14 protein-coding genes are annotated in these 22,790 nt (G+C 60.9%); 8 read left to right on the forward strand and 6 right to left on the reverse strand.

The window, feature by feature from the left end; all coding sequences use genetic code 11:
• Positions 1 to 156 precede the first annotated feature (156 nt).
• The 3 genes from AC6I6U_RS10660 to AC6I6U_RS10670 all read right to left on the reverse strand — a co-directional run bounded on the left by AC6I6U_RS10660 (position 157) and on the right by AC6I6U_RS10670 (position 1,953).
• Positions 157 to 753 (reverse strand): superoxide dismutase, encoded by a 597-nt coding sequence (locus AC6I6U_RS10660; protein WP_010452821.1) that lies wholly within the window; start codon positions 751 to 753, stop codon positions 157 to 159.
• Between the two features lie 175 nt (positions 754 to 928).
• Positions 929 to 1,531: a LysE/ArgO family amino acid transporter gene (locus AC6I6U_RS10665; protein ID WP_497881909.1), complete on the reverse strand. Its 603-nt coding sequence runs from the start codon at positions 1,529 to 1,531 to the stop codon at positions 929 to 931.
• Positions 1,532 to 1,551: 20 nt separating this feature from the next.
• Positions 1,552 to 1,953: an ACT domain-containing protein gene (locus tag AC6I6U_RS10670; protein WP_497881910.1), complete on the reverse strand. Its 402-nt coding sequence runs from the start codon at positions 1,951 to 1,953 to the stop codon at positions 1,552 to 1,554.
• A gap of 96 nt (positions 1,954 to 2,049) precedes the next feature.
• Between AC6I6U_RS10670 and AC6I6U_RS10675 the strand changes: the two genes are divergently transcribed.
• From AC6I6U_RS10675 to AC6I6U_RS10690, 4 genes are all read left to right on the forward strand, one after another.
• Positions 2,050 to 2,943 carry a LysR family transcriptional regulator ArgP gene (locus tag AC6I6U_RS10675; protein WP_497881911.1) on the forward strand — a complete coding sequence of 298 codons (894 nt, stop codon included), beginning with the start codon at positions 2,050 to 2,052 and terminating at the stop codon, positions 2,941 to 2,943.
• A gap of 51 nt (positions 2,944 to 2,994) precedes the next feature.
• The gene (locus tag AC6I6U_RS10680) at positions 2,995 to 3,993 is read left to right on the forward strand and encodes an NAD-dependent epimerase/dehydratase family protein (protein ID WP_497881912.1); all 999 of its coding nucleotides are present in this window, start codon (positions 2,995 to 2,997) and stop codon (positions 3,991 to 3,993) included.
• Positions 3,994 to 4,107: 114 nt separating this feature from the next.
• Positions 4,108 to 4,953, forward strand: coding sequence for an ATPase (locus tag AC6I6U_RS10685; protein WP_497881913.1), 846 nt, complete (start codon positions 4,108 to 4,110; stop codon positions 4,951 to 4,953).
• A gap of 166 nt (positions 4,954 to 5,119) precedes the next feature.
• Entirely contained in the window at positions 5,120 to 5,491 is a 372-nt protein-coding gene (locus AC6I6U_RS10690) for a hypothetical protein (protein ID WP_497881914.1), read from the forward strand.
• A gap of 230 nt (positions 5,492 to 5,721) precedes the next feature.
• On the opposite strand, the gene dspII is transcribed toward AC6I6U_RS10690, so the two are convergent.
• Positions 5,722 to 6,834, reverse strand: a complete 1,113-nt coding sequence (gene dspII, locus AC6I6U_RS10695) for an enoyl-CoA hydratase/isomerase DspII (RefSeq protein WP_497881915.1) — start codon at positions 6,832 to 6,834, stop codon at positions 5,722 to 5,724.
• Positions 6,835 to 6,971: 137 nt separating this feature from the next.
• Between dspII and ung the strand changes: the two genes are divergently transcribed.
• The 4 genes from ung to AC6I6U_RS10715 all read left to right on the forward strand — a co-directional run bounded on the left by ung (position 6,972) and on the right by AC6I6U_RS10715 (position 14,728).
• A complete protein-coding gene (ung, locus tag AC6I6U_RS10700) occupies positions 6,972 to 7,664 on the forward strand; it encodes a uracil-DNA glycosylase (RefSeq protein WP_497881916.1) in 693 nt (230 codons plus the stop codon).
• A 241-nt stretch (positions 7,665 to 7,905) separates the two neighbouring features.
• On the forward strand, positions 7,906 to 9,867 hold the full coding sequence (locus AC6I6U_RS10705; protein ID WP_497881917.1) for a hypothetical protein: 1,962 nt from the start codon (positions 7,906 to 7,908) through the stop codon (positions 9,865 to 9,867).
• Between the two features lie 423 nt (positions 9,868 to 10,290).
• Positions 10,291 to 12,243 carry a hypothetical protein gene (locus AC6I6U_RS10710; RefSeq protein WP_497881918.1) on the forward strand — a complete coding sequence of 651 codons (1,953 nt, stop codon included), beginning with the start codon at positions 10,291 to 10,293 and terminating at the stop codon, positions 12,241 to 12,243.
• Between the two features lie 229 nt (positions 12,244 to 12,472).
• Positions 12,473 to 14,728 carry an autotransporter outer membrane beta-barrel domain-containing protein gene (locus AC6I6U_RS10715; protein WP_497881919.1) on the forward strand — a complete coding sequence of 752 codons (2,256 nt, stop codon included), beginning with the start codon at positions 12,473 to 12,475 and terminating at the stop codon, positions 14,726 to 14,728.
• Between the two features lie 97 nt (positions 14,729 to 14,825).
• On the opposite strand, the gene AC6I6U_RS10720 is transcribed toward AC6I6U_RS10715, so the two are convergent.
• Entirely contained in the window at positions 14,826 to 18,008 is a 3,183-nt protein-coding gene (locus AC6I6U_RS10720) for an Ig-like domain-containing protein (protein WP_497881920.1), read from the reverse strand.
• Between the two features lie 223 nt (positions 18,009 to 18,231).
• Positions 18,232 to 22,623 (reverse strand): Ig-like domain-containing protein, encoded by a 4,392-nt coding sequence (locus tag AC6I6U_RS10725; RefSeq protein WP_497881921.1) that lies wholly within the window; start codon positions 22,621 to 22,623, stop codon positions 18,232 to 18,234.
• Between the last annotated feature and the right edge of the window lie 167 nt (positions 22,624 to 22,790).

Consider the following 22,790-nt stretch of genomic DNA (forward strand, 5'->3'; position numbering starts at 1 on the left):
GCGAATTGGCTGGTCCATTGCGATGATGAGGCACGCGGGGCCGGGATATTCATCGTGGATGAGGTGGGCCGTTGCCTCCAGCGCGCTCCGATTCGGCTTCGTCCAGGCACAAAAAAACCCGGCGATGCCGGGTTTTTCGAAGGCGAGGCTTCAGTCTCAAGCGGTGAAGGTCTTGCCTTCGAACTGCTCGGCGACGAATTTCCAGTTCACCAGGTTCCAGAACGCCTCGACATACTTTGGACGTACGTTGCGGTAGTCGATGTAGTAGGCGTGTTCCCAGACGTCGCAGGTCAGCAGCGGGGTGTCGCCGCTGGTCAGCGGGTTGCCGGCGCCGATGGTGCTGGCCAGGGCCAGGGAACCGTCAGCCTTTTTCACCAGCCAGCCCCAGCCGGAGCCGAAGGTGCCAACGGAAGTCTTGGTGAACTCTTCCTTGAACTTGTCGAACGAACCGAAGGCGGCGTTGATCGCCTCGGCCAGGGCACCGGTAGGCTGGCCGCCGGCGTTTGGCGCCAGGCAGTTCCAGTAGAAAGTGTGGTTCCAGACTTGAGCGGCGTTGTTGAAGATGCCACCCGAGGAAGTCTTGACGATTTCTTCCAGGGTCTTGCCTTCGAACTCGGTGCCTGGCACCAGGTTGTTCAGGTTCACGACATAGGTGTTGTGGTGCTTGTCGTGGTGGAACTCCAGGGTTTCCTTGGAGATGTGCGGCTGCAGGGCATCGTGTGCATAGGGCAGCGGCGGCAATTCGAAAGCCATGGTTATTCTCCTAATCAGGTCAGTTGCGGGGAGCGCAAGGCCGATCACGGGCGGCCCGACAATGCGCCGTGGAGTTTGTACTCCTTGCGACGCAGGTCTTCGATCATAGCACCGGGGGTGCGGCTTAACCACGCAACAACTGTGTGGGATAGAGGTTCCAGAGCCTTTTGTTCTATCAACCTGCCGTTATGAGTTGCGCCGCCACGCCAAACATCATCAACGCCACCAGCAGGTCGAGGACCCGCCAGGTTGCCGGGCGCGCCAGCCAGGGTGCCAGCCACGCCGCACCCAGGGCCAGGGTGAAAAACCACAGCAGCGAAGCACTGGCGGCGCCGACCACGTAGGCGCCGGGTTCGGTCTGCTGGGCGCCGAGCGAGCCGATCAGCAGGACGGTGTCGAGATAGACGTGGGGGTTGAGCAGGGTCACCGCCAGTGCGCTGAGCAGTACGGCCCGCAACGAACGGGTGGTCTGGCCCTCGCCCTGCTGCAGGCTTTGCCGCGAGCAGGCGCGGCGCAGGGCCTGGCTGCCGTACCAGATCAGGAAGGTGGCGCCACCCCAGCGGGCGATGGCCAGCAGGGTCGGGTTGTGGGCCAGTACCGTGGCCAGGCCGAATACGCCGGCCGCCACCAGGATCGCGTCGCAGGCGACGCACAGCGCGGCGACCGGCAGGTGGTGTTCGCGGCGCAGGCTCTGGGCCAGGACGAACGCGTTCTGCGTGCCGATCGCCATGATCAGCCCGGCAGCGACCAGCAGGCCATTTACATAACTTTGCCACATGTCGATGGTACTCCCCAGGTTCAGGCGCCCTGGCGGGCCAGGTCGTGCAATACGGCCATGGCACGCTCGGCGTCGGCGCGGCCGACGAACAGGTGATCGTGGTAGTAACCGGCGATCACGTTGCAACTGATACCGGCCTTGCCCAGCGCGCCGGAGAACGCCGCCGTGAGGCCGACCGCGGCCAGGGACGAGTGCACCTCCAGGGTGATCCAGGCGGCCACATAGTCGAAAGCCAGGCCGAGGGCCTGGGCGTCCTCGCGCTCGAGAATCACCGTCAGCCCCTCACGCTCGCGAAAACTGCCGACAGGCTCGCGGCCCTTGAGCAGGGAGGCATCGGCAATGCTGCAGAACACGTAGTCGCCTGTATTCAATTGCGGACTCATTCTGCGCAGCAGGGTTGCCAGGGAAGTTTCACCAGCCATTTCACTGTCCTTCATTCAAAGAGTTCTGGCGGGCATTCTCCTGCGCTATCCTGTATAAGAAAAACCAATATTGGTGATCGCTCATTAGGGAAACTGATGTTCGACTACAAATTGCTTTCCGCCCTGGCTGCGGTGGTCGAGCAGGCCGGTTTCGATCGCGCGGCGCAGGTGCTGGGGCTGTCCCAGTCGGCGGTCTCCCAGCGGATCAAGCTGCTCGAGGCACGGGTCGGCCAGCCGGTGCTGGTGCGGGCCACGCCCCCGAGCCCGACGGAGATCGGTCGACGGCTGCTCAACCATGTGCAGCAGGTGCGCCTGCTCGAGCGCGACCTGCAGGGCCAGGTCCCGGCGCTGGATGAAGACGGGCAGCCAGAACGCCTGCGCATCGCGCTGAACGCTGACAGCCTGGCGACCTGGTGGGCCGAGGCGGTGGGGGACTTCTGTGTCGCCAACCACTTGCTGCTGGACCTGGTGGTGGAGGACCAGACCGTGGGCCTCAAGCGCATGCGCGCCGGTGAGGTGGCGGCTTGTGTCTGTGCCAGCGAGCGCCCGGTGGCCGGCGCCCGCAGTCTGTTGCTCGGTGCCATGCGCTACCGGGCACTGGCGACTCCGGCGTTCATCGCCCGGCACTTCCCCGAAGGTGTCGATGTCCAGGCCTTGGCGCGGGCACCGGCGCTGGTATTCGGCCCGGATGACCTGCTGCAACATCGCTACCTTGCCGCATTGGGTGTGGAGGGCGGTTTCGAGCATCATTTGTGCCCTTCGGCCGAAGGTTTCCTGCGCATGAGCGAAGCCGGCCTGGGCTGGGGCCTGGTGCCCGAACTGCAGGTGCAGGAGCAACTGGCGCGAGGGCGCCTGGTCGAGCTGATTCCAGATAGACCGGTGGATGTGCCGCTGTACTGGCATCATTGGCGCAACGGTGGCCAGTTGCTGGGCCGCCTGACCGAGCATCTCGCGCGTTCTGCCGGGCAGTGGTTGGTGCCTCTGGCGTGATCGGCAGCGTTTAAGTAGCAGGCAACACGAATCAAGGTATTTGGAGACGACATGAAAATTCTGGTCACCGGCGCGAGCGGCTTCATCGGCGGGCGTTTTGCCCGTTGCGCCCTGGAACAGGGCCATGAAGTGCGGGTCAATGGTCGCCGGGCCGAGGGCGTCGAGCATCTGGTACGTCGCGGGGCCGAGTTCGTCCAGGGTGACCTGGGTGATCCGCAGTTGGTTCGCGAACTGTGCCGCGACGTCGAGGCGGTGGTGCATTGTGCCGGTGCGGTTGGCCTGTGGGGGCGCTACCAGGACTTTCACCAGGGCAATGTGCTGGTCACCGAGAATGTCGTCGAGGCCTGTCTCAAGCAACAGGTGCGGCGCCTGGTCCACCTGTCTTCACCGTCGGTGTATTTCGACGGCCGCTCGCACCTGGGGTTGACCGAGGAGCAGGTGCCCAAGCGTTTCCGCCACCCCTACGCGGCGACCAAGTTTCTCGCCGAGCAGAAGGTGTTCGGCGCCCAGGAATTTGGCCTGGAGGTGCTTGCCCTGCGTCCGCGCTTCGTTACCGGGGCTGGCGACATGAGTATCTTCCCGCGCCTGCTGAGGATGCAGCGCAAGGGGCGTCTGGCAATTGTCGGCAATGGCCTGAACAAGGTCGATTTCACCAGCATGCAGAATCTCAATGCGGCATTGCTCAGTTGCCTGCAGGTCAGCGGTTCGGCGCTGGGCAAGGTCTACAACATCAGCAACGGTGCGCCGGTGCCGCTGTGGGATGTGGTCAACTATGTAATGCGCCAGATGCAGGTGCCGCAGGTTCGACGTTATCGTCCCTACGGCCTGGCCTACAGTGTCGCCGCACTCAATGAAGCCGCCTGCGCCCTGTGGCCTGGACGCCCGGAACCGACCCTGTCGCGACTCGGCATGCAGGTCATGAACAAGGATTTCACCCTGGACATCACCCGCGCACGGCATTATCTCGATTATGACCCCAAGGTCAGCCTGTGGGCCGCGCTGGACGAGTTCTGCCACTGGTGGCAGGCCCAGGAGTCGGCCGTACGTTGAAACATTCGGTGATCAACGCTGAACCGAACGTCCGGTTCAGAGTCGATCAGAGCGGCGGGTAACGGGTTTATACTCGCGTATTTCGCCATCAAATGGGTTCGGAAAGGTTCTTTCATGCGTAACGATGCCAACGACGATTTCGATGATGTACCGAGCCTGCGTGCCGACGTGGAGGACGAGGACGAGTTCGTGGCCACTCCCGCCGCTCGCGAGCGTACCCGGGTGGCTTCGCGCAGCACGCCGGTGGTCAAGGTCAAGGGGCCGAGCACCGGCCCGCTGTGGGCGCTGGTGGGCGCGCTGTTCTTCGCCTTCGCGGGGCTGGCCTGGTGGAGCTTCCAGCAGATCTCGCTGATGGAGCAGCAACTGGTTGCTACCCAGGAGAGCTTCGCGCGGATCAGCGAGGAAGCGGCGGGGCGATTGCAGGTGATCTCCGGCAAAGTGGCCTCCAGTGAGTCGAGCGCCAACAGCGACACCGAGGCGCTGAAGCTGCAGGTCAGGCAGCTCGAGGGCAAGTTGCAGGACCAGGACCGCCAGCAGCAGGGCGTTGCCGGGCAGCAGACCGGCGTCGACCAGCGACTACAGAAAATGAGCGAGCAGACTGCGCAGTTGCAGGCCGCCGACGGCCAGTTGCAGGCCCAGCTCAAGAGCCTGGGTACCGACTTGGCGGCACTGAAGGCGAGCCAGTCGGACAGCGGCAAGCTCGACGCCGAGCTCAAGAGCCATGCCGCCGATATCGCTGCGCTGAAGAAGCAGGGTAATCCGAGTGCAGCTCTGGAGCGCCTGGAGCAGGACATGATCGTGCTCAAGAGCGAGCAGGACAATCGCCAGGCGTCGGGCGCATCAGTGCAGGGCGCCAGCACGGCGGAATTCGATGCCTTCCGCGGCCAGGTCACGCGCAATATCAACACCCTGCAAAGCCAGATCCAGAACCTGCAGCAACAGCTCAACGCGCGTCCCTGAGCCGGTCGCGCGAATCTCCCGGATGCCGTGGAAGGCATGTTTCCAAATATTGCGTAAACGGCACTTCATGAGGGTTTCAGGGTCTTAGAGGTATGCGTCGACATCCCCGTCGGCGCATGCCAACCAGCGTCGCTGGCCTGGCTTCTTCGCGGTCCGGGAGGCCGCCATGTACTCTCGACTTCTTCTCACGGCAAGCCTGGCTTTGACTCTCTCTGCGTGCGCGCCTTACTACGATGGCGGCGGCAGCTATTACCGTTCCGATGTCTACACCTCGCCTGCCCCGGTGTACTACGGCGGTGGCTCCTACTACCAGCGAGACTATTACTACGCACCGCGCCCGCGTTATTACGCGCCGCAACCGCGCTACTATTCGGCGCCAGCGCCGCGCTACTACGCGTCGCCGCCACGACCCTATCCGAATCGGGGCTGGGGGCACCCTTACCAGGGTTGGGGGGATCATGGTGGTGGTCGCGGTGACCACGGGGATCACGGCGGACGCGGTGGGCGCGGCGGACACGGTGGGGGCCGTGGCCACTAGATGACACCTTGTGGCTAGCCCTAATGCTGTTCAGTTAAGCGCAAGCCGCCTTCTGTAGGAGCGTGGCTTGCCCGCGAACAGGCCCGCATCGACACCGCCGATCCGGTTGAATGGCCGCCTTGCGTCGGTTCGCGGGCAAGCCCGGCTCCTACAAAGAACCTTAACTGAACGGCGTTAGGGCGAGCCCGCTCGCCACAGGGTCTGCTCACCGCAAGAGCGGCTGTTCCCCTTCAGTAACTCGAGAGGTCCGCCAGTGGATGGCGCCCTTCCCAGACCTTGTGGAAGTGCGCCTCGACCACTGCCCGTGGCACGCTCGTCACATCCGGCCAGTGCCAGCGCGGCTGCTGGTCCTTGTCGATCAGCCGGGCGCGCACGCCTTCACTGAACTCCGGGTGGCGGCAGCAATTGAGACTGAGCGTGTACTCCATCTGGAACACCTCGGCCAGTGACAGGTGGCGCGCCCGGGCGATCTGTTCCCAGACCAGGTGGGCGGTCAACGGACAGCCGTCCCGCATGCTCTTCGCCGCCCTGGCCAGCAGGCTGTCGGCGTCTTCGGCGTGTTGCACCAGCACCTTCCACGCACAACCGACGTCCGCCACGTCCAGCAATGCATCGATGCGTTCCCTGCGTGGCAGCCATTGTGCTGGCGGACGCTGCTCGCGTGCCTGGTGTTCCAGGGCCTTGAGCAGGCTGTTGAGTTGCAGCGGCACATGCTCCTGCCAGTTGAGTTGCAACAGACCGTCGATCAGTTCGTCCTGTTGCTCGTCATGCAGCATGCGATCGGCCAAGCCTAGGTCGATAGCGTCGCGGGCATTCATCCGGGCGCCAGTCAAGCCGAGGAATAGCCCCAGCTTGCCAGGCAGGCGGGAGAGGAACCAACTGCCGGCGACATCCGGATACAGGCCGATGCCGATTTCCGGCATCGCCAGTTGGCTGCCCGGCGTGACGATGCGGATGCTGGCCCCTTGCAGCAGGCCCATGCCACCGCCCAGCACATAGCCGTGCCCCCAGCAGACCAGCGGTTTGGGGTAGGTGTGCAAGGCATAGTCGAGACGGTATTCGGAAGCGAAAAATGCCGCGGCCAGTGCGGGGACTTCGCCTGGCCGGGCGCGGCAGGCTTCGGCCAGGCTGCGTACTTCGCCGCCGGCGCAGAACGCCTTGGCGCCATTGCCGCGCAACAGTACGCAAACGATGTGAGGGTCTCTGGCCCAGGCATCGAGCCGTTCGTGCAGTGCCGTGATCATCGGCAGGGACAGGGCGTTGAGAGTATGTTCGGCATCCAGGCTGGCGACGCCGATTCGTGCGCCATCGTTGCCGATGAGTTCTTCGAAAAGCAGGTTCATCGCGACCTCTGACTGCGGGTTGAATCCTCAGTATGATCCTTGTGTGGGAAACTGCCGGTAATGCGTAGGATCAATTGACAAGCGCGGTGGGCTTTCCCTAGTGTCCGCCCATTGTTATTTCCGGACACCTGTTTCCAATGACCGACGACGACCGCATCAAACTCGAACCGAGCTGGAAACACGCGCTGCGTGAAGAGTTCGACAAACCCTATATGGCCGAGTTGCGTGAATTTCTGCGCCAGGAGCATGCCGCCGGCAAACAGATCTATCCGCCCGGCCCGCTGATTTTCAACGCGCTGAACAGCACGCCGCTGGACCAGGTCAAGGTGGTGATCCTCGGCCAGGATCCGTACCACGGCCCTGGACAGGCCCATGGCCTGTGCTTCTCGGTACAGCCGGGCGTACCGACGCCGCCTTCGCTGGTCAATATCTACAAGGAACTGCAGCGCGACCTGAACATCGATATCCCCAACCACGGCTACCTGCAAAGCTGGGCCGAGCAGGGCGTGCTGCTGCTCAACACCACCATGACAGTCGAGCGTGGCAATGCCGCCTCCCATGCCAACAAGGGCTGGCAGTTCTTCACCGATCGGATCATCGAAGTGGTCAGCGAGCGTCAGGACAAGCTGGTGTTCCTGCTGTGGGGCGCCCATGCCCAGGGCAAGCAGAAACTGATCGACGCCACCAAGCACCTGGTGCTCAAGTCGGTGCATCCGTCGCCGCTGTCGGCCTATCGTGGTTTCCTCGGCTGCGGGCATTTCAGCCGGACCAACAAGTTCCTCGAACAGAACGGCCTGGCGCCGATCGAGTGGGCACTGCCCGCGTTGTAATCGCCTTCAAGCCCTTTCCGCAGAAGGGCGTGGCGGGCGCCTGAAAGTCGCCCGGCCATTGCGGCCCAGTCGCGAACGGAGCCTGCACTTATCGGACGTAAGGCTCCGCGACCTGTCATTTCTGACAGTATCCGCCCCGCACCTTTGCGCATTAAATGTTCTCCACGGCCTTTTCGGTGGGTCCTGCACCTGCCCGGTGGTCAACGGCCGCTTCGTTGATCATTTCCCAAGGAGAATGCAAATGTCCGAATCCAAAACCGTGAGGGCTGCCTCCGTAGGAGGGGCCGCCCATGAGCGGTCTCGACCTGCCGGGGAGATTGATGCGCCTCGATCATTGGAGGCCCTGGTCTTTCGTGATGTGCTGGAGCGTCTGTGGGATGAGACCAGCTACACATTGCCCCTCTATTTTCAGCCGCTGCCCTTGCGGATCGTCATCGAAAATCCCTGGCCATTCACCGCGCATGAGGAAGATGAACAGGAAACCGAGGTGACGTTCATCCTCGACAATCAGGATATCCCGGAACTGACCCTCTCCATCATCGGCGCCTACGAGCTGGAGGATGTCTTCCCCATCGAGGTGGATGTGCCGCCCGAGCTGTTGGGGCCCGGCGTGCACCGGCTGTCCTACCGGGTCGATGGCAACATCATCGGCACCAGCCACTCCTTCATTGCGGCCGTCAACTACGATCAGACCCCACCTCACCAAGGCAATCCGGGTGGTGAGCTGATTTTCGATGATGAAGTGATGCAGAACGGCATCACCGAGGCCTACCTGAACACCCACCGGGGTGCGACCGCCCTGGTGCCCCGATGGTCGGATATCAAGACCGAAGACGAGGTCATCTTCTATTGGTCGCCCACCGCGCATCTGGGGCGTGTGGGGGCGCTATCGATCACGCGGGCGCACGCTTCGGGTGCTCCCATCGAGATCACCTTCCCTGAGGCGGACATTCGTGCCCACGGTTCAGGCCTGCGGTATGCCTCCTACCGTCTTGCGGACCGGGCCGGCAACATCGGTCCGTTTTGCGACCCTCCCTCGGCCATCAGCGTGTCGCTGAGCACGCTGCCCATCCGCTTGCCACGCCCCGATGTGCCGCTGGCCGACAGCGACGGGGTGATCGACCTGACCGATGCCCGCGCGCCCACGGTGGTGGTCATCCAGGAAATCGTCGATGCCGAGATCGGTGATGTCGTGCGCATCTACTGGAACATCCACGAGCTGGCTTCCTTTACCGTGGAAGGACCGATCCCGGTGTGGCCCGTCTCTCGGGCCGTTTCCTGGGATATCGTCTCCTCCGGCGGCTTCGATGCACGGGTGCCCGCCGTGGTGTTTTACCGCCTCTATCGGGGGGCGCCCTACGTCTCCTCCCCGGATAATTTCTTCGAAGTCGACCTGACCGTCGCCGGTCCCGACCCCGAGGGACCGGATCCGATCAACCCAGGGCTCTACCCGGTCACGGTCAAGGGCATCACCGCCGACAACGTCATCACCCTGGCCGACCGTGATACCAGCATACGGGTGGTGGCGCCGCTCTATGCGAATCCGCGACCGGGTGTGCGCCTGGAGTTGATGTGGGGCGATGACAGCAAGCAGGCAGCGGTCTATACAGTGCGTGCGGGTGACACGGAGGCCGTCTTTTTCGTGCCGTGGGCGTTTGTCGAAGCCAATGGCAGCCACCCCGCGTTGCCGGTCTACTACTGGACCGACAATGGCGTGAATCGCCAGCGCTCCCGGCCCACGCCGGTTCGGGTGGCCATCGACCGGATCGCGGGGTTGAAGTCTCCGGAGTTCCTCCACGCCGTCCGGCGCTTCATCAACTGCAATACCCTGCCGTCTCCCTGGTTGGGTGTGCATGTGCATATTCCCGGAGATTCAAGCCGCCTGACGACGGGGGACGAAGTTGTCCTGCACTGGCAAAGCTACCCGACCCCGAACGCCACGGGAGCGCCTTTTCCCGAGACGGTGAGATCCTTCAGGCATACCCTCGGGGACAGTGAAGCGGTGGACGGTTATACCTTCCTCATTCCGTTCAGCCCCTATATCACGTTGCCCGGACTGACTCCGTCCTATGGTTCGGCGGACGCCTACTACGACCTGAACAAGGCTGATGGCGGTTTTGGGAACTCGGAAGATGCATGGGTATCGATCGACCTGACCCGTCCCGGCTCTGCGCCCTGCCTGGGTGATGAGGTTGCGGATTGAATAATGGTGCAACAGGGGCGCTCGCTCGAAGCGGGAGGGTGAACACCTCCCGTTTTTTCGAGGCGAATGCAAGAGGGCTCACATAAGTAGCCATCAAGCAGAAAAGAGTCGGTTTTCATTGCAGAAAGTGATAGTCGCGGGCCAGGTTTTTTCGAAATGACGGCGAGGCTTGTTATTCTGGAACTTGGCGTCGGTGGGCAACTTCAGCACTGTTTTTGCCGATGCATATTTTCCGGCTTTGCGCACCTGTCAAAGTTGACAGGATGTAATTTCTCCCGAAGCGTTCTTTAATGACTTTCCCCCACTGTCGTATCACCGGCGGATTTGTCAGTACCAGCGAGTGGTAGCGGGTTCGATCTCTTACCGTCAGGTGTTCGGCGCGGACAACGCCCGATCATCTCCCCACTGCCTGGAGCCATTGACATGCGGACACCCAAAAAGAACCTGGAGGCCGAACTGCAGCGTGCAGAAGTTCGAAGCGCGGCGAATGCGCGAGCCCCCAGAAGTGGTCCTCTGGCGATCATCGCTGCGCCGGATATTCACAATACCCTACCGGACAGGGTTGACGGTCAGCCAAACCTGATACACAAGGATGAACTGTTGGCCAATGGTGTAAGGATCAGTCTTCCGGGTTGGGAAAACCCGGCGCCGGAACCGGAAATGGGTGATGATCCTGCCGACTTTACCGATCATGTGACCGTATTTCTCAATAACGTCATCTTCGATCAATTTGCTCTGCTTGGGCCCGTAGAGCCACAGCTTCCGGTAGAGCGCACCTATACCGAAGATCGGTTTGGTAATAACGGCACCAATGTATTCCGTTACGAGGTTGAAAGATGGGATGGGAACAAGGACATTTCCGGAAACTTGACCTTCACCATTGACCGCGTCAATCCCACCGGGGGAAGCCCGGCTGATCCGGTGGAGCTTCCTGGTTGGATCGTCGAGGGGACGATCACTCCCGAACAACTGGCCGACAATAACGATGAACTCGTGCTTACCATTCCCCCATGGGCGGATCGCAAGCCTTACGATATCGTCAAGGTCTATTGGAACTTCTTCGATACGGTGCCCATTGCTACCCGGGAACTGGCCGCCGCCACGGGCGAAGTGCAGATTATCATCCCGGCTGCGGACATCCTGGCGGCCGGCGAAGGCGACAAGCTGATCACCTATACCCTGGAAGACAGGGCCGGCAACATCAGCCAGAAAACCACCCATGTGGCGGAATTGCTGGTGCTGCTGCATCCGCGCCCGGATAACCTGCGGGCGCCGGTTGTGCCCTTGGCCCCGATTGATCGGGACGACGCCAATGTGCCGCCGCAAATCGAAATCGCCTATGACAAGGCGGTTCCCGGGGACAGGCTCGAGATCGACTTTGACGGGTATGTCTTTTTCCATGACATTCCCCGGCTCAGTCCGATCTACTACGTGGACTTGACGTGGGAGGCGCTTAGGTCCGGTGGTCTGTTGGCGCCCTATACCGCCGTATTACGCTACAGGGTGCACCGTGGAAACTACGTGACGGAGTGGAGTCCGAGCGTTGATGTGGATGTCGATCTGTTCGTGCCCGGTGGCGATGAGGAGACGCCAGGTCCCATTAACCCGGACCTTCCCATTCCGGTCATCGAATCCACGGTCACTGGCGAACTCAACAAGTTGGGGCCGAGTGACAGGGACGCGGATGCCCTCATACATTTCCCGGTTCCCGCCGATGTGCTGGCCGGGCACTTTGTCCAGGTGTACTGGGGCAACCAGCCAGTTTTCCCAACGCCGCATGAGGTGACCCCCGAGGAGGTTGCCGATGGGAATTTCACCCTGGATGTGCCCTGGGCGGTGATCGAGTTGGAGAAGAACGGGCTGATTCCGGTCTATTACGAGTTCAGCAGCGCCAGCAACGCCAATCGCGCGCAATCCGAGCCCCAGGAAGTCAGGGTCGCGATTTTCGAAATCGTCGACCTGGCCTTGCCGACCTTCCGCGATCCGCAGAATGCGGTCGTCACCGCCATCAACTGTAATCACCGACCTGAGCTTGGCGTTCGGGTCAATATCCTCGACCCGAAAAACATCAAGGCGGGTGACAAGCTGTTCTTGAACTGGGTGGTCTGGGAGCCGGTCTCCAACGGTACCCCGGTGGAGGCTTCCCGCGGGGAAGATATCCCGCTGCCACCGGTCACCACCGACCATGACTTGCCGGGACATCCGGGGGAAGCCTACCTGGTGCCTTACGATCCCTACATCTCGACAGTGCTGGTCGGCAGGGCGGTGATTTTCTATCGAATGGAATCGGCTGACGGAATCAATGGTGGCCGTTCAGGTGAAAGAAGAGCCGTGCTGAGTCGCCAGAACGGTGATGGTTCGGTCTGCTCGGCCTGAGGAAACATCATCGGATTCGACACTTGTCCATTAAACAGAGGCCGTAGGAGGCCTCTGTTTTATTATGAAGTAAACATAAAAGTAAAATTATTCCTTCGCTTAAGCAGGAAAAATCCTACATTTTAATTCCAATCCTCTCTGTACTTTATGCACCTCTGAAAGCCAAGCCCGTTATCGGTGGACTGTATTGGCTTTTATAGCCAGTAAAGCACTTGGAGGTTCGTTTTAAATGTCCTGTTTCAATATTAAACGTTTCAACTATTCGCATTTGATCAAGGCCACCGGTCTTTTTGCATTCATGCCTTTGTCGCTGGTGAGTCTTGAAGCGCTCGCCAAACCTGTTATCGGCGGCAGCTTGATCATCGAGGAAGGCACCCGCCCTGACCGCTATGAACTGACCCGTGCGGCGACCTTGACCGTCAACGGTGCAACGACCCGTGAAATTGACGCACGGGAAGGCTCCACGGTGAATTTCAATGGCGGGGCAGTGACCGTCAGCGGTAACAATGTCCATGGCATTGTCCTGTATGACTCCAGCGCCTTGCTCAATGACGTCAGGATAACCAGCGATGGCGGCACCGGGCTGCTGGTGGGTTCCCAGGGTAACGGTTCCGTCGCCGAGGTCAATCGCTCGGTGATCATCGGGGCCTCCGCAGGCGCCAACGTCAGCACACAAAGCCATCTGATCCTGAACGCAACGGATGTCGTGGGCACCAACGCGACCGGCAATGGCGTAACCATGTTCGGTGGCCAGTTGACCGCCAACGGCGGCAGTATCACTGGCGGCAATCACGGGATTCGGGTGATCCGTTCCAGCGATGAAGGCGCGGCGATGACCCTGGACGGTGTGCAGGTGGTCGGCCAGGCCGGTGCGGCGATTGCCGTCAGCCAGGACATCACCGCTGAAATCGATGTCCGCAACGGCACCACCTTGACCGGTGGCAACGGCAACATGCTGCAGTTGAGCGGCGGAGCCAACGCCAACATGCGCGTTGCCAACAGCAATCTGAACGGCAATATCCAGGTCGGCAACAACAGCACCTTGGACCTGAGTCTGGACGGCGCATCCATGACCGGTGATCTGGTCAAGGACGTCGATGGCATCGCCCACGTAGCCCTGAACAACGGTTCGGTGCTCACCGGTCGCCTGGACAACGTCGACAGCCTGGCGCTCAACAGCGACGCGACCTGGGTCATGACCGACCACCAGAGCATCGGCGACCTGAACATGGCCGGTGGCAACGTCAAGTTCGGCGACCCGGGCGCCTTCTACCAGTTGGACGTGGAAAACCTCGCGGGCAGCGGCACCTTCATCATGACCGCCGATTTCGCCCATCTGCAGGGGGATTTCCTCAACGTCACCGGTACTTCCGAGGGCGAGCACAAGCTGCTGATCAGCAGCAGCGGTGCCGACCCGCTGTCCGAGGATCGCTTGCACGTGGTGCGTACCGCCGACGGCGGTGCGACCTTCAGCCTGCTGGGCGACCGTGTCGACGTCGGCACCTACTCCTACAGCCTGATCGCCGACAACGATGGCAAGGACTGGCACCTGGACCCGTCGACCAAGGTCATCAGCCCTGGCACCCGTTCGGTGCTGGCCCTGGCCAACGTCGCACCGACCGTGATGTACGGCGAGCTGACCTCCCTGCGTTCGCGCATGGGCGAGCTGCGCTTCAATGGCGGCCAGAGTGGCGGCTGGGTACGTACCTACGGCAACAAGCACCAGGTCGACGCCGGCAAGGGCGGTGCCTATGACCAGGTCCAGCAGGGGATTTCCCTCGGTGCCGACGGCCGCCTGCCGCTCGGTGACGGGCAGTGGCTGGCCGGCGTGATGGCGGGCTACAGCAAGTCCGACCTGAACCTGGGCCGTGGTACCCACGGCACCGTGCACAGCACCTATGTCGGCGGTTACGCCACCTGGCTGGACGCGCAGAGCGGCTACTACTTCGATGGCGTGGCCAAGCTCAACAGCTTCCACAACAAGTCGTCGGTGCTGCTCAGCGACGGCCAGAAAGCCAAGGGCAACTACAAGGACCTGGGCGCCAGTGTGTCCGGTGAGTTCGGCAAGCACATCAAGCTGGACAACGACTACTTCGTCGAGCCAGCGGTGCAGGTGACGGCGATGGCGATCGGGGCCAAGGACTACACGCTGGATAACGGCCTGAAGGCGGAAAACGGTCGTACCCTGTCCTTGCTCGGCAAGGTCGGCGTGACCGGCGGCCGCAACTTCGACATCGGCGATGGTCGCGTGGCCCAGCCTTATGTTCGTGGTGCCTTCGTGCAGGAGTTCGCCAAGAACAACACCGTGCAGGTCAACGACAACCGCTTCCACAACGACCTGTCGGGTTCGCGTTTCGAAGTGGGCACCGGTGTCGCGGTTTCGCTGAACGACAAGTGGGCGATGCATGCCGACCTGGACTACAGCAAGGGCGAGAAGATCGACCAGCCGTGGGGCGTCAATGTCGGGCTGCGTTATAGCTGGTAAGCGGTTCGTGTAAACCGAAAGAGGAAGCCTTGGCTTCCTCTTTTGGTTTTTGCTGGTCTGGTACCTCGTTTTCAGATGTTGTTTTTATAGCGGATTTTTATCTGTTGACAAGGCAAAGACCCCCACATAGTGTTGTGGGACTAATGCATCTTGTGACTGGAGTCTGGTTGTTGAAGTAGTATGTAGTTCTCTCATCCGGGTGAGGGCATCCTGAACGCCCGAGTACCCAGTAATATTTTACTGTAGCGTGGATTGGGGGGAGAGGCGTTTTGTAGTAAAGGAGCATTTGATAAGAATAGTCGGCCAGATCTATTCCTCCCATGCTGGAAACCCAGGCTTGGTAGTTTGTGTACGTCATGAGCGTATGTGTGGCAACAAGTCTTTTTACATTGCTGACTTGTACGCTATATGTCTTGGTTTGGCCAGATTGATCCCTTACGGTAATGGTGGCGCTTCCATTTCGTTGTCCTGTCACCTTTCCGCCTGCTACTGAGGCTATATTCGAATTGCTTGAACTATAGGCGTACGGTGGCGTTCCGGAGGAAGGCGTGCGCGTGCTGGTATTGCCTGGATAATCTGTACCGGTTCTTGGCCAGTCAAAGTCGACTATGACGGCTCGGCCATTCAGTATCATTGGCGATGTATCGATAATGAGCGCGGGCTGATTTTGCACGGTTACCATACGGTACGGAAAAGTCGTGGCGTTGGCCTCGACGCTGCTGTGGTCGAATGTCACCTTGAACGTTGCCGACAGTGAATTGCCATGGCCCAGCCCATTCAAGTAGCTGGCCGGTACCGATATTTCCGCATAACCGGTGCTGATCCATGCCGCCGAAACCGTGGCGGCCTCCCATAGGGTGTGATTGTGTGCAAAGCTCGTTAGCCGCAACCAGACTTTCTGCCCCACGGCGATCAGCGGCCAGGAAAGCAGGCGCACCTTGATGGCCTTGGTGACATCGAGCGTACTGCCAGTCACTTCGACATTATCCGCATAGAATTTGGGCCTTGGCAGGTCGGCCTGATTGAACTCGGACACACTGACATGCAGGGTTGGGGACGGGGTGGTGGCTCCACCGCGTTCCACGCTGTAGCTCACCTGGCAATCGCCCCCGATGGCCGCCGCGACCGCGCTGCTGGGTACCGAAAAGTCGACTCGGCCCGAGGCCAGACCTGACTTGGGCTCGATGTCGGGTGTGCCGATACCCGGCTTGCCGGCCCAGTGCACGGTGATGTTGTCGCTGGGATACATCGGGCTGTATTCGACGCGAAGGGTGACCATTGGTGGCGAGTCGACGTGCAGCGGGTTGATTGTCGCGGTGTCAGGTCCGGTAATGGTGCTTTCCAGCACATGAGGCACGGGCAGTTCCAGCGCACTCCCCACCTTCATGACAAAGGGATGGGAAAAGCGGATCCGCTCGCCGGCCCGGGCGAGGGTGTAGTACAGGCGCATCGAGCGATCCAGGTTGGGCAGGATGTACTGGCGCTTGAGCGTGAACGGCAGGTCCCGGCCGACCCAGGCCGCGGTGACGGGAAAGCTGAAAGGCGGCGCACTTCCGCCGGGGGCACTGCCTTCGGCGTGGAGGTTGATGATGTCGTTTTCGATGATCTCCACGTTCGCCTTGACCAGCACCCTGGCATCGAACGGGGAAACCTCGGGGTCGAAGACCTGATCGGGTGGTGGGGCTTCGTTCACCTCCACGGGCGGCAGCGAAGCTTGCGGTTCGCCCACATCGAGCACCAAGTCTTCGGACGGGAATTTCCCCATCGCGTTTTCCACCCAATAGTAAAGGCGCAAGGTGCCGCCTTCGAGCCGGGCGATATCGCCATCGGGGCCGTTCTGCAGGCGGAAGACAATGTCGCCAGTGCCGGCGATATCGTCGACTTCCCGGTAATACGACTGGCCATTGGCAGCGGTGCCGTCGAGTACCAGGGTGATGCGGTCGAAAGGTTCCTGGCCCAGGTACTCCTTGATGTTCACAGTCAGGAAGGCGATGTCCGGCGGCAGTACATCGCCGAGCGCGCCTTCGACCGTGGGCGCTGGCAGGCCGGTGCCGGCCTGGGCGCCGGTGACATAGACGACCACACTGCGCGAGCCGCGGTCCGGAACGGACGATCGGATGCGAACGTAGGAAATCTGCACCCGGCCCTTGATCAGGGCGCGGATCTCGGCGTTGTCCCAGGGGATGCGTGCGGTGCGTCCCAGTTCGTTGGCCGCGACGGGATGCTCGATATGGCGGACGACGGGCAGACCCGCCGAAGTCCTGCCGTTGAGCCTCACCCGAATGATATCGCCGACGGCAAAATCCGCCCGGTGAACCGCCACGACAATGGTGGCGTCGGCGCCTTCGAGGCCATCGGCATCGAGCTCATTGTTTTCGTCGGACTCCTCCACATAGGGCTCGTAGAGCAGCGGCTCGGCCTGATCGTCGAGACGCACTTCAAGCAACTGTGCAGGCGACCAGCCATCGGAATAGTTGCCGACCTCATCGACCACTTCGTATTCGCAGACATGTTCGCCGCTGCCGATCCTGGCCCAGTCGCCGGTATTGACCCAGAGGGTGATCGGTTCCTGGTTTTCAGCCTCGCCCTCGGTGACCTTGTGTTCGATGATATGGCCGCCAATGCTCAGGCGGATGCGATCGCGCACGGCGCGATTGATGTCCGTCGCCGGGTTGCTGATCGCCGGATAGAAGTCGATGCGGACCGGGACCGGGACACCGATGTCACCTTCGCCGACACCAAAGTCGATCAGGTCCTGGGGAAACACCGGCAGTGCCAGGTTTTCGTTGTAGTAGGTGCTGGCAACGGGGTTGCGGCCACCGGGCGAGACGGTATCGACCTTGAGGCGAAAGCGCTCGGTTTCCTCGGTGTTGCCACTCACCCGAGTCAGGCGAAAGAACACCGGGTCGGCGGCTCCGTCTGGCAGGCGTGCACGGGGAATGAACAGCGGGATCTGGGCATTGTTGGCGGCCTCGATATCGCTGACGGTATGAAAGGCGACGGGGGTGACGGTGTCGCGGCAGAACAGCTCGATGAAGTCGTTTTCGGCCATGGGCCGGTAGGGCAGGAGGATGCACTGCAGGCCCTTGTCGCGATGGGCATCGAGGGCCGCGCGGTTGATACCGCCGTCGAAGCCGACTACGGGGGCGGTCTTGTTGGGGATGTAGAGATCGAGTTCGTTGAAGGGCACGGGGGTGATCGGTTCGGGCCGGATCAGGTCGAAGGTTCGCAGGGGCTGGGGATCATCGGCGAGGCGCGCGGGATCGAGGCTGTCGTTCATGGTCGGGGTTCCTGACAGGTCACGGAAGAGGGCGACCCGAAAGCCCGGATGGCGAGTCGTGAAGATTATTCAACGCCGGGAGGGAGGGGCTGGCTAGCTGTCAGAAATGACAGTGGCGACGAGTGGTGGAGGTGGCTTGGCGCGGGTCTGATGAAAAGGGAAGGGGAGCCGGGCTCCCCTTTCACAGCGTTTAAATCCGGTTCAAAAAAACATGGATGGATTTTCAATTGTGTGCGGTTATGCAAAATGCTCCCCAATGGCTGGCAGATGTCGGGCTGCAGGAAACATTTCCATTGGTTGATGAATAGACCAGGTTCTGGCCTAGGCTACAACCGGCGCCCGAGGTATCACACCAATATGCATTTTGCAGTAAGTTACTCCTTGGAAATGGGCTGGTGTAATACCTTTTCAACAAGTCCATATCACTCTGAGGTAAATTGCTTCCTCTCCTGTTGATTCTCCAGGTATTCGCTTCATGAGATGCCAGTCGTGAATTATTGATATTCAATTCCCACACATTGCTGACCGTCACGTCATATCCCAGGGTTTGCCCGGTCCGCTCGTCCCGAACGGTGATCCGTGCACTGCCATTTCTCAAGCCTACGACTTTGCCTGTTTCCGATACGGGGGCGATGCTGATGTTGTTCGAGCTGTAGGTGTATGAGCCGGAACCTGCCGTCGGTGTGCGGGTAGCCGTGTTGTTGAGAAAATCGTTTCCGGTCTGCGGCCAACCGAGGCTGGTACGGATGGCTTTTCCATTCAGGACCATCGGTGAGGTATCCATGGCCAGAGGCGGGTGTAATTGCACCGTAAAAGTCCTGATATCCGATGAAAGTGTCCCACCCACTATTTTAGCGACAAGATCGTATTTCTTTTCCGATAAGTTATTGATGTGGCCGCTCCAGGCGTTGGAACCGTTGACACCGGTGCTCAAGAGGATATCCCCACCATTGCGTACCTCTATCGTGGAGTTGGGCGTTGCGGTGCCAGAGAGTGTCAGGCTCGTCTGGTTCGTGGTGCCATTGTGGGGGACTGAAAGTCCTGAGGAGGTATGTACGCCAGTAATAATCGGTTTCACCTCGTCGACGACGTTAAAGGTGCGTACGTTCGAAAAAACCGTAGAGGGGTGATAGAGCGACCGGGCATAAAGCCTTCTTCCGCCGGTTGGCCGGGTGGATGTTGTGAAGGTCCAAATACCAGAGGCGTTGGCAGCTGTGGTGCCCAGGACGTCAACCGAGGGGCCGTTGCCGTCTTCGATCTGGACGTGTTGAAGATTGCTGGCGCCCCCAGTCAGCGTGAAAACCCTTTCCCGGGTAGTGGTCCCTTGCTCGACTTCAGCCCCCTTGGGATCTTTCACGGAAGTCAAGGTAGGAGGCACCAGCGCGGTGACGGTAAAGGTGCGCGGCGGTGTGGAGACGGGATTACTGCCATAGACGCCGCGCGCGGTGATGCTGTAGGCCTTGTTCGTTACCGGCAATGCGGAGGAGCTCCAGACACCGTTGCTGTTGGCGGTGGCGGTGCCGATCACGTTGTTGACGTCGCGAATTTCCACTTGCTGTCCATCGGGGGCGGTACCTGTGACCGTCACTGTTGTGGTGACCACGGTGGAGCCATTGGCGATGTCACCGCCAACGGCGTTCTTGATGGTGGTGATGGTTGGAATGGCCGACGCGACTACAGTAAAAGTGCGCGGTGGCGCGGATATCGGGTTGCTGCCATAGAGACCGCGCGCGGTGATGCTGTAGCCCTTGGCTGTCACGGTCAGTGCCGGTGTTGTGGTCCAGATACCGCTGGCGTTGGCGGCGACTGTGCGCAGGACGTTACTGCCGTCCCGAATCTCCACCTCTTGTCCATTGGGGGCCGTCCCCGTGATTGTCACAGTTGCCGTCACCACCTTGGTGTCATTGTCAATCTCGTTGCCGTTGGCACCTTTGACAGAGGTAATGGTCGGGGCCTCTACCTGTACCGCGTTATGGACGATATAGCTGCGCAACGGGAACGTCAGCGCATCGGCTTCATTCGAGCCGCCGCCAAAGACCACCTTGAACGTCACGCGCAGTTGAGTGCCGTGCTCCAGCGCTCGCAGCCAGGTGGCGTAGTCGGGATTGCTGGTAATGACTCGGCTCAGGAATTTCTGATTGAATTCCACCTCGTTGATCGGTGATGCGGTCCAGATCGGTAGCCGACTGAGTGTTCCGTCCGGGTTGTTGCTTTCCAGGGCTAGCCAGACCCGATCACCCTGGCGGTAGAACGGCCAGGCATCGACCCGGAACGTCACGGTGCCGTTGACATCTACCCGATCCGAGTTGGCCTCCAGGATCTGCAAGGGCGGCAGGGCTGAATCCGGTAGGCCCTGGATAGTCAGGTTCAGGGGCGCGGAAGGGGTGGCCGTAGCGGCGCGCGTCATCGTGTAGCTGGCCGTGACCGGCTTGCCGATATTGATGGCCACAGCCGTGTCCGGGACGTCAAAGTCGACGTACTGCTGCCCCTCGTTCCCCGGTTTGGGAACAATGTTCGGACTGCCCACTGATCCCGCTACCCCTTTCCAGAACGCCTGGATATCGTCCGAGTTGTGCATGCCGTCATAGCGAACCCGGATGGTTGCCCCGTGTTGTGCATGAATCGGGTTGAGCAGATGACCACCCGGCTCGGTGGTTTCCAGCACATGCGGCATCGGCAGGTCCAGCGCGCCGCCGACTTTCATGGTGAAGAGGTGAGAGAAACGGGGGCGTGCCCCGACCCGTGCGAGCGTGTAGTACAGGCGCATCGAGCGATCCAGGTTGGGCAGGATGTACTGGCGCTTGAGGGTGAAAGGCAGATCTCGTCCGACCCAGGTCGAGGTGACAGGGAAGACGAAGACCGGTGCGCTGCCCCCGGCGACGCTGCCCTCGGCATGGAGGTTGATGATATCGCCCTCGATGATCTCCACGTTGGCCTTGATCAGCACCCTGGCATCGAACGGGGAAACCTCGGGGTCGAAGACCTGGTCGGGCGGTGGGGCTTCATCCACCTCCACGGGCGGCAAGGAGGCCTGCGGTTCACCCACATCGAGCAGCAGGTCCTCGGACGGGAATTTCCCCATCTCATTTTCTACCCAGTAGTAGAGGCGCAGGGTCCCGCCTTCGAGCCTGGCGATGTCGCCATTGGGGCCGTTCTGCAAACGGAAGACGATGTCGCCCTCACCGGCAATACCGTCGATTTCCTTGTAGTAGGACTGGCCATTGGCAAAGGTGCCGTCGAGCACCAGGATGATCCGGTCGAACGGATCCTGGCCGACATACTCCTTGATATTGACGATCAGGAAGGCGATGTCCGGTGGCAGTACATCACCGGGTGCGCCTTCGACCGTGGGCGCTGGTAGACCGGTGCCGATCTGGGTGCCGGTCACATAGACGATCACGCTGTGCGAGCCACGGTCCGGGACGGACTCGCGAATGCGGACGTAGGAAATCTGTACCCGGCCCTTGATGAGCGCGCGGACCTCGGCGTTGGCCCAGGGAATACGTGCGGTGCGTCCCAGTTCGCTGGCAACGACGGTGTGTTCGAGGTAGCGGACGACGGGCAAGCCCGCCGAGGTCCTGCCGTTGAGCCTCACCCGAAGGGTATCGCCAGCCTCGAAAGCGTCTCGATGAACTGACACGACGATGGTGGCATTGGCCCCATTGAGGCCATCGGCATCGAGCTCATTGTTTTCGTCGGACTCCTCCACATAGGGCTCGTAGAGCAGCGGCTCGGCCTGATCGTCGAGACGCACTTCAAGCAGCTGTGCTGGCGACCAGCCATCGGAATAGTTGCCGACCTCATCGACTACTTCGTATTCGCAGACATGTTCGCCCCTGCCAATCTTTTGCCAGTCGCCGGTGTTGACCCAGAGGGTGATCGGTTCCTGGTTTTCAGCCTCGCCCTCGGTGACCTTGTGTTCGATGATATGGCCGCCGATGCTCAGGCGGATGCGATCACGCACGGCGCGATTGATGTCTGTCGCCGGGGTGCTGACAGCAGGGTAGAAGTCGATGCGAACGGGGACCGGGACGCCGATATCACCCTCGCCGACACCAAAGTCGATCAGGTCCTGGGGAAAGACCGGCAGTGCCAGGTTTTCGTTGTAGTAGGTGCTGGCAACGGGGTTGCGGCCACCGGGCGAGACGGTGTCGACCTTGAGGCGAAAGTGCTCGGTTTCCTCGGTGTTGCCACTCACCCGAGTCAGGCGAAAGAACACCGGGTCGGCGGCTCCGTCTGGCAGGCGTGCGCGGGGAATGAACAGCGGGATCTGGGCATTGTTGGCGGCCTCGATATCGCTGACGGTATGAAAGGCGACGGGGGTGACGGTGTCGCGGCAGAACAGTTCGATGAAGTCGTTTTCGGCCATGGGCCGGTAGGGCAGGAGGATGCACTGCAGGCCCTTGTCGCGGTGGGCATCGAGAGCCGCCCGGTTGATGCCGCCGTCGAAGCCGACCACGGGACTGGTCTTGTTGGGGATGTAGAGATCGAGTTCGTTGAAGGGCACGGGGGTGATCAGTTCGGGCCGGCTCAGGTCGAAGGTGCATATTGGCAATGGGTCGGTGCTTGGCGATGACTCTTGGCTGGGGAGCAGGGGATCAACGGGGTCGTTCATGGCTGGATTCCGGAGCGTCGTGGAAGAGGGCGACCCGAAAACCCGGATGGCGAGTCGTAACGATTATTCAACGTCGGGAGGGAGGGCTTTGCTAGCTGTCAGAAATGATAGTGGCGACGAGTGGTTGAAGGCTTTTTTCGTCAGACCATGGGCAAAAAGAGAGGGAG

The sequence above is a fragment of the Pseudomonas sp. UTLPPB19802 genome, assembly GCF_059730225.1.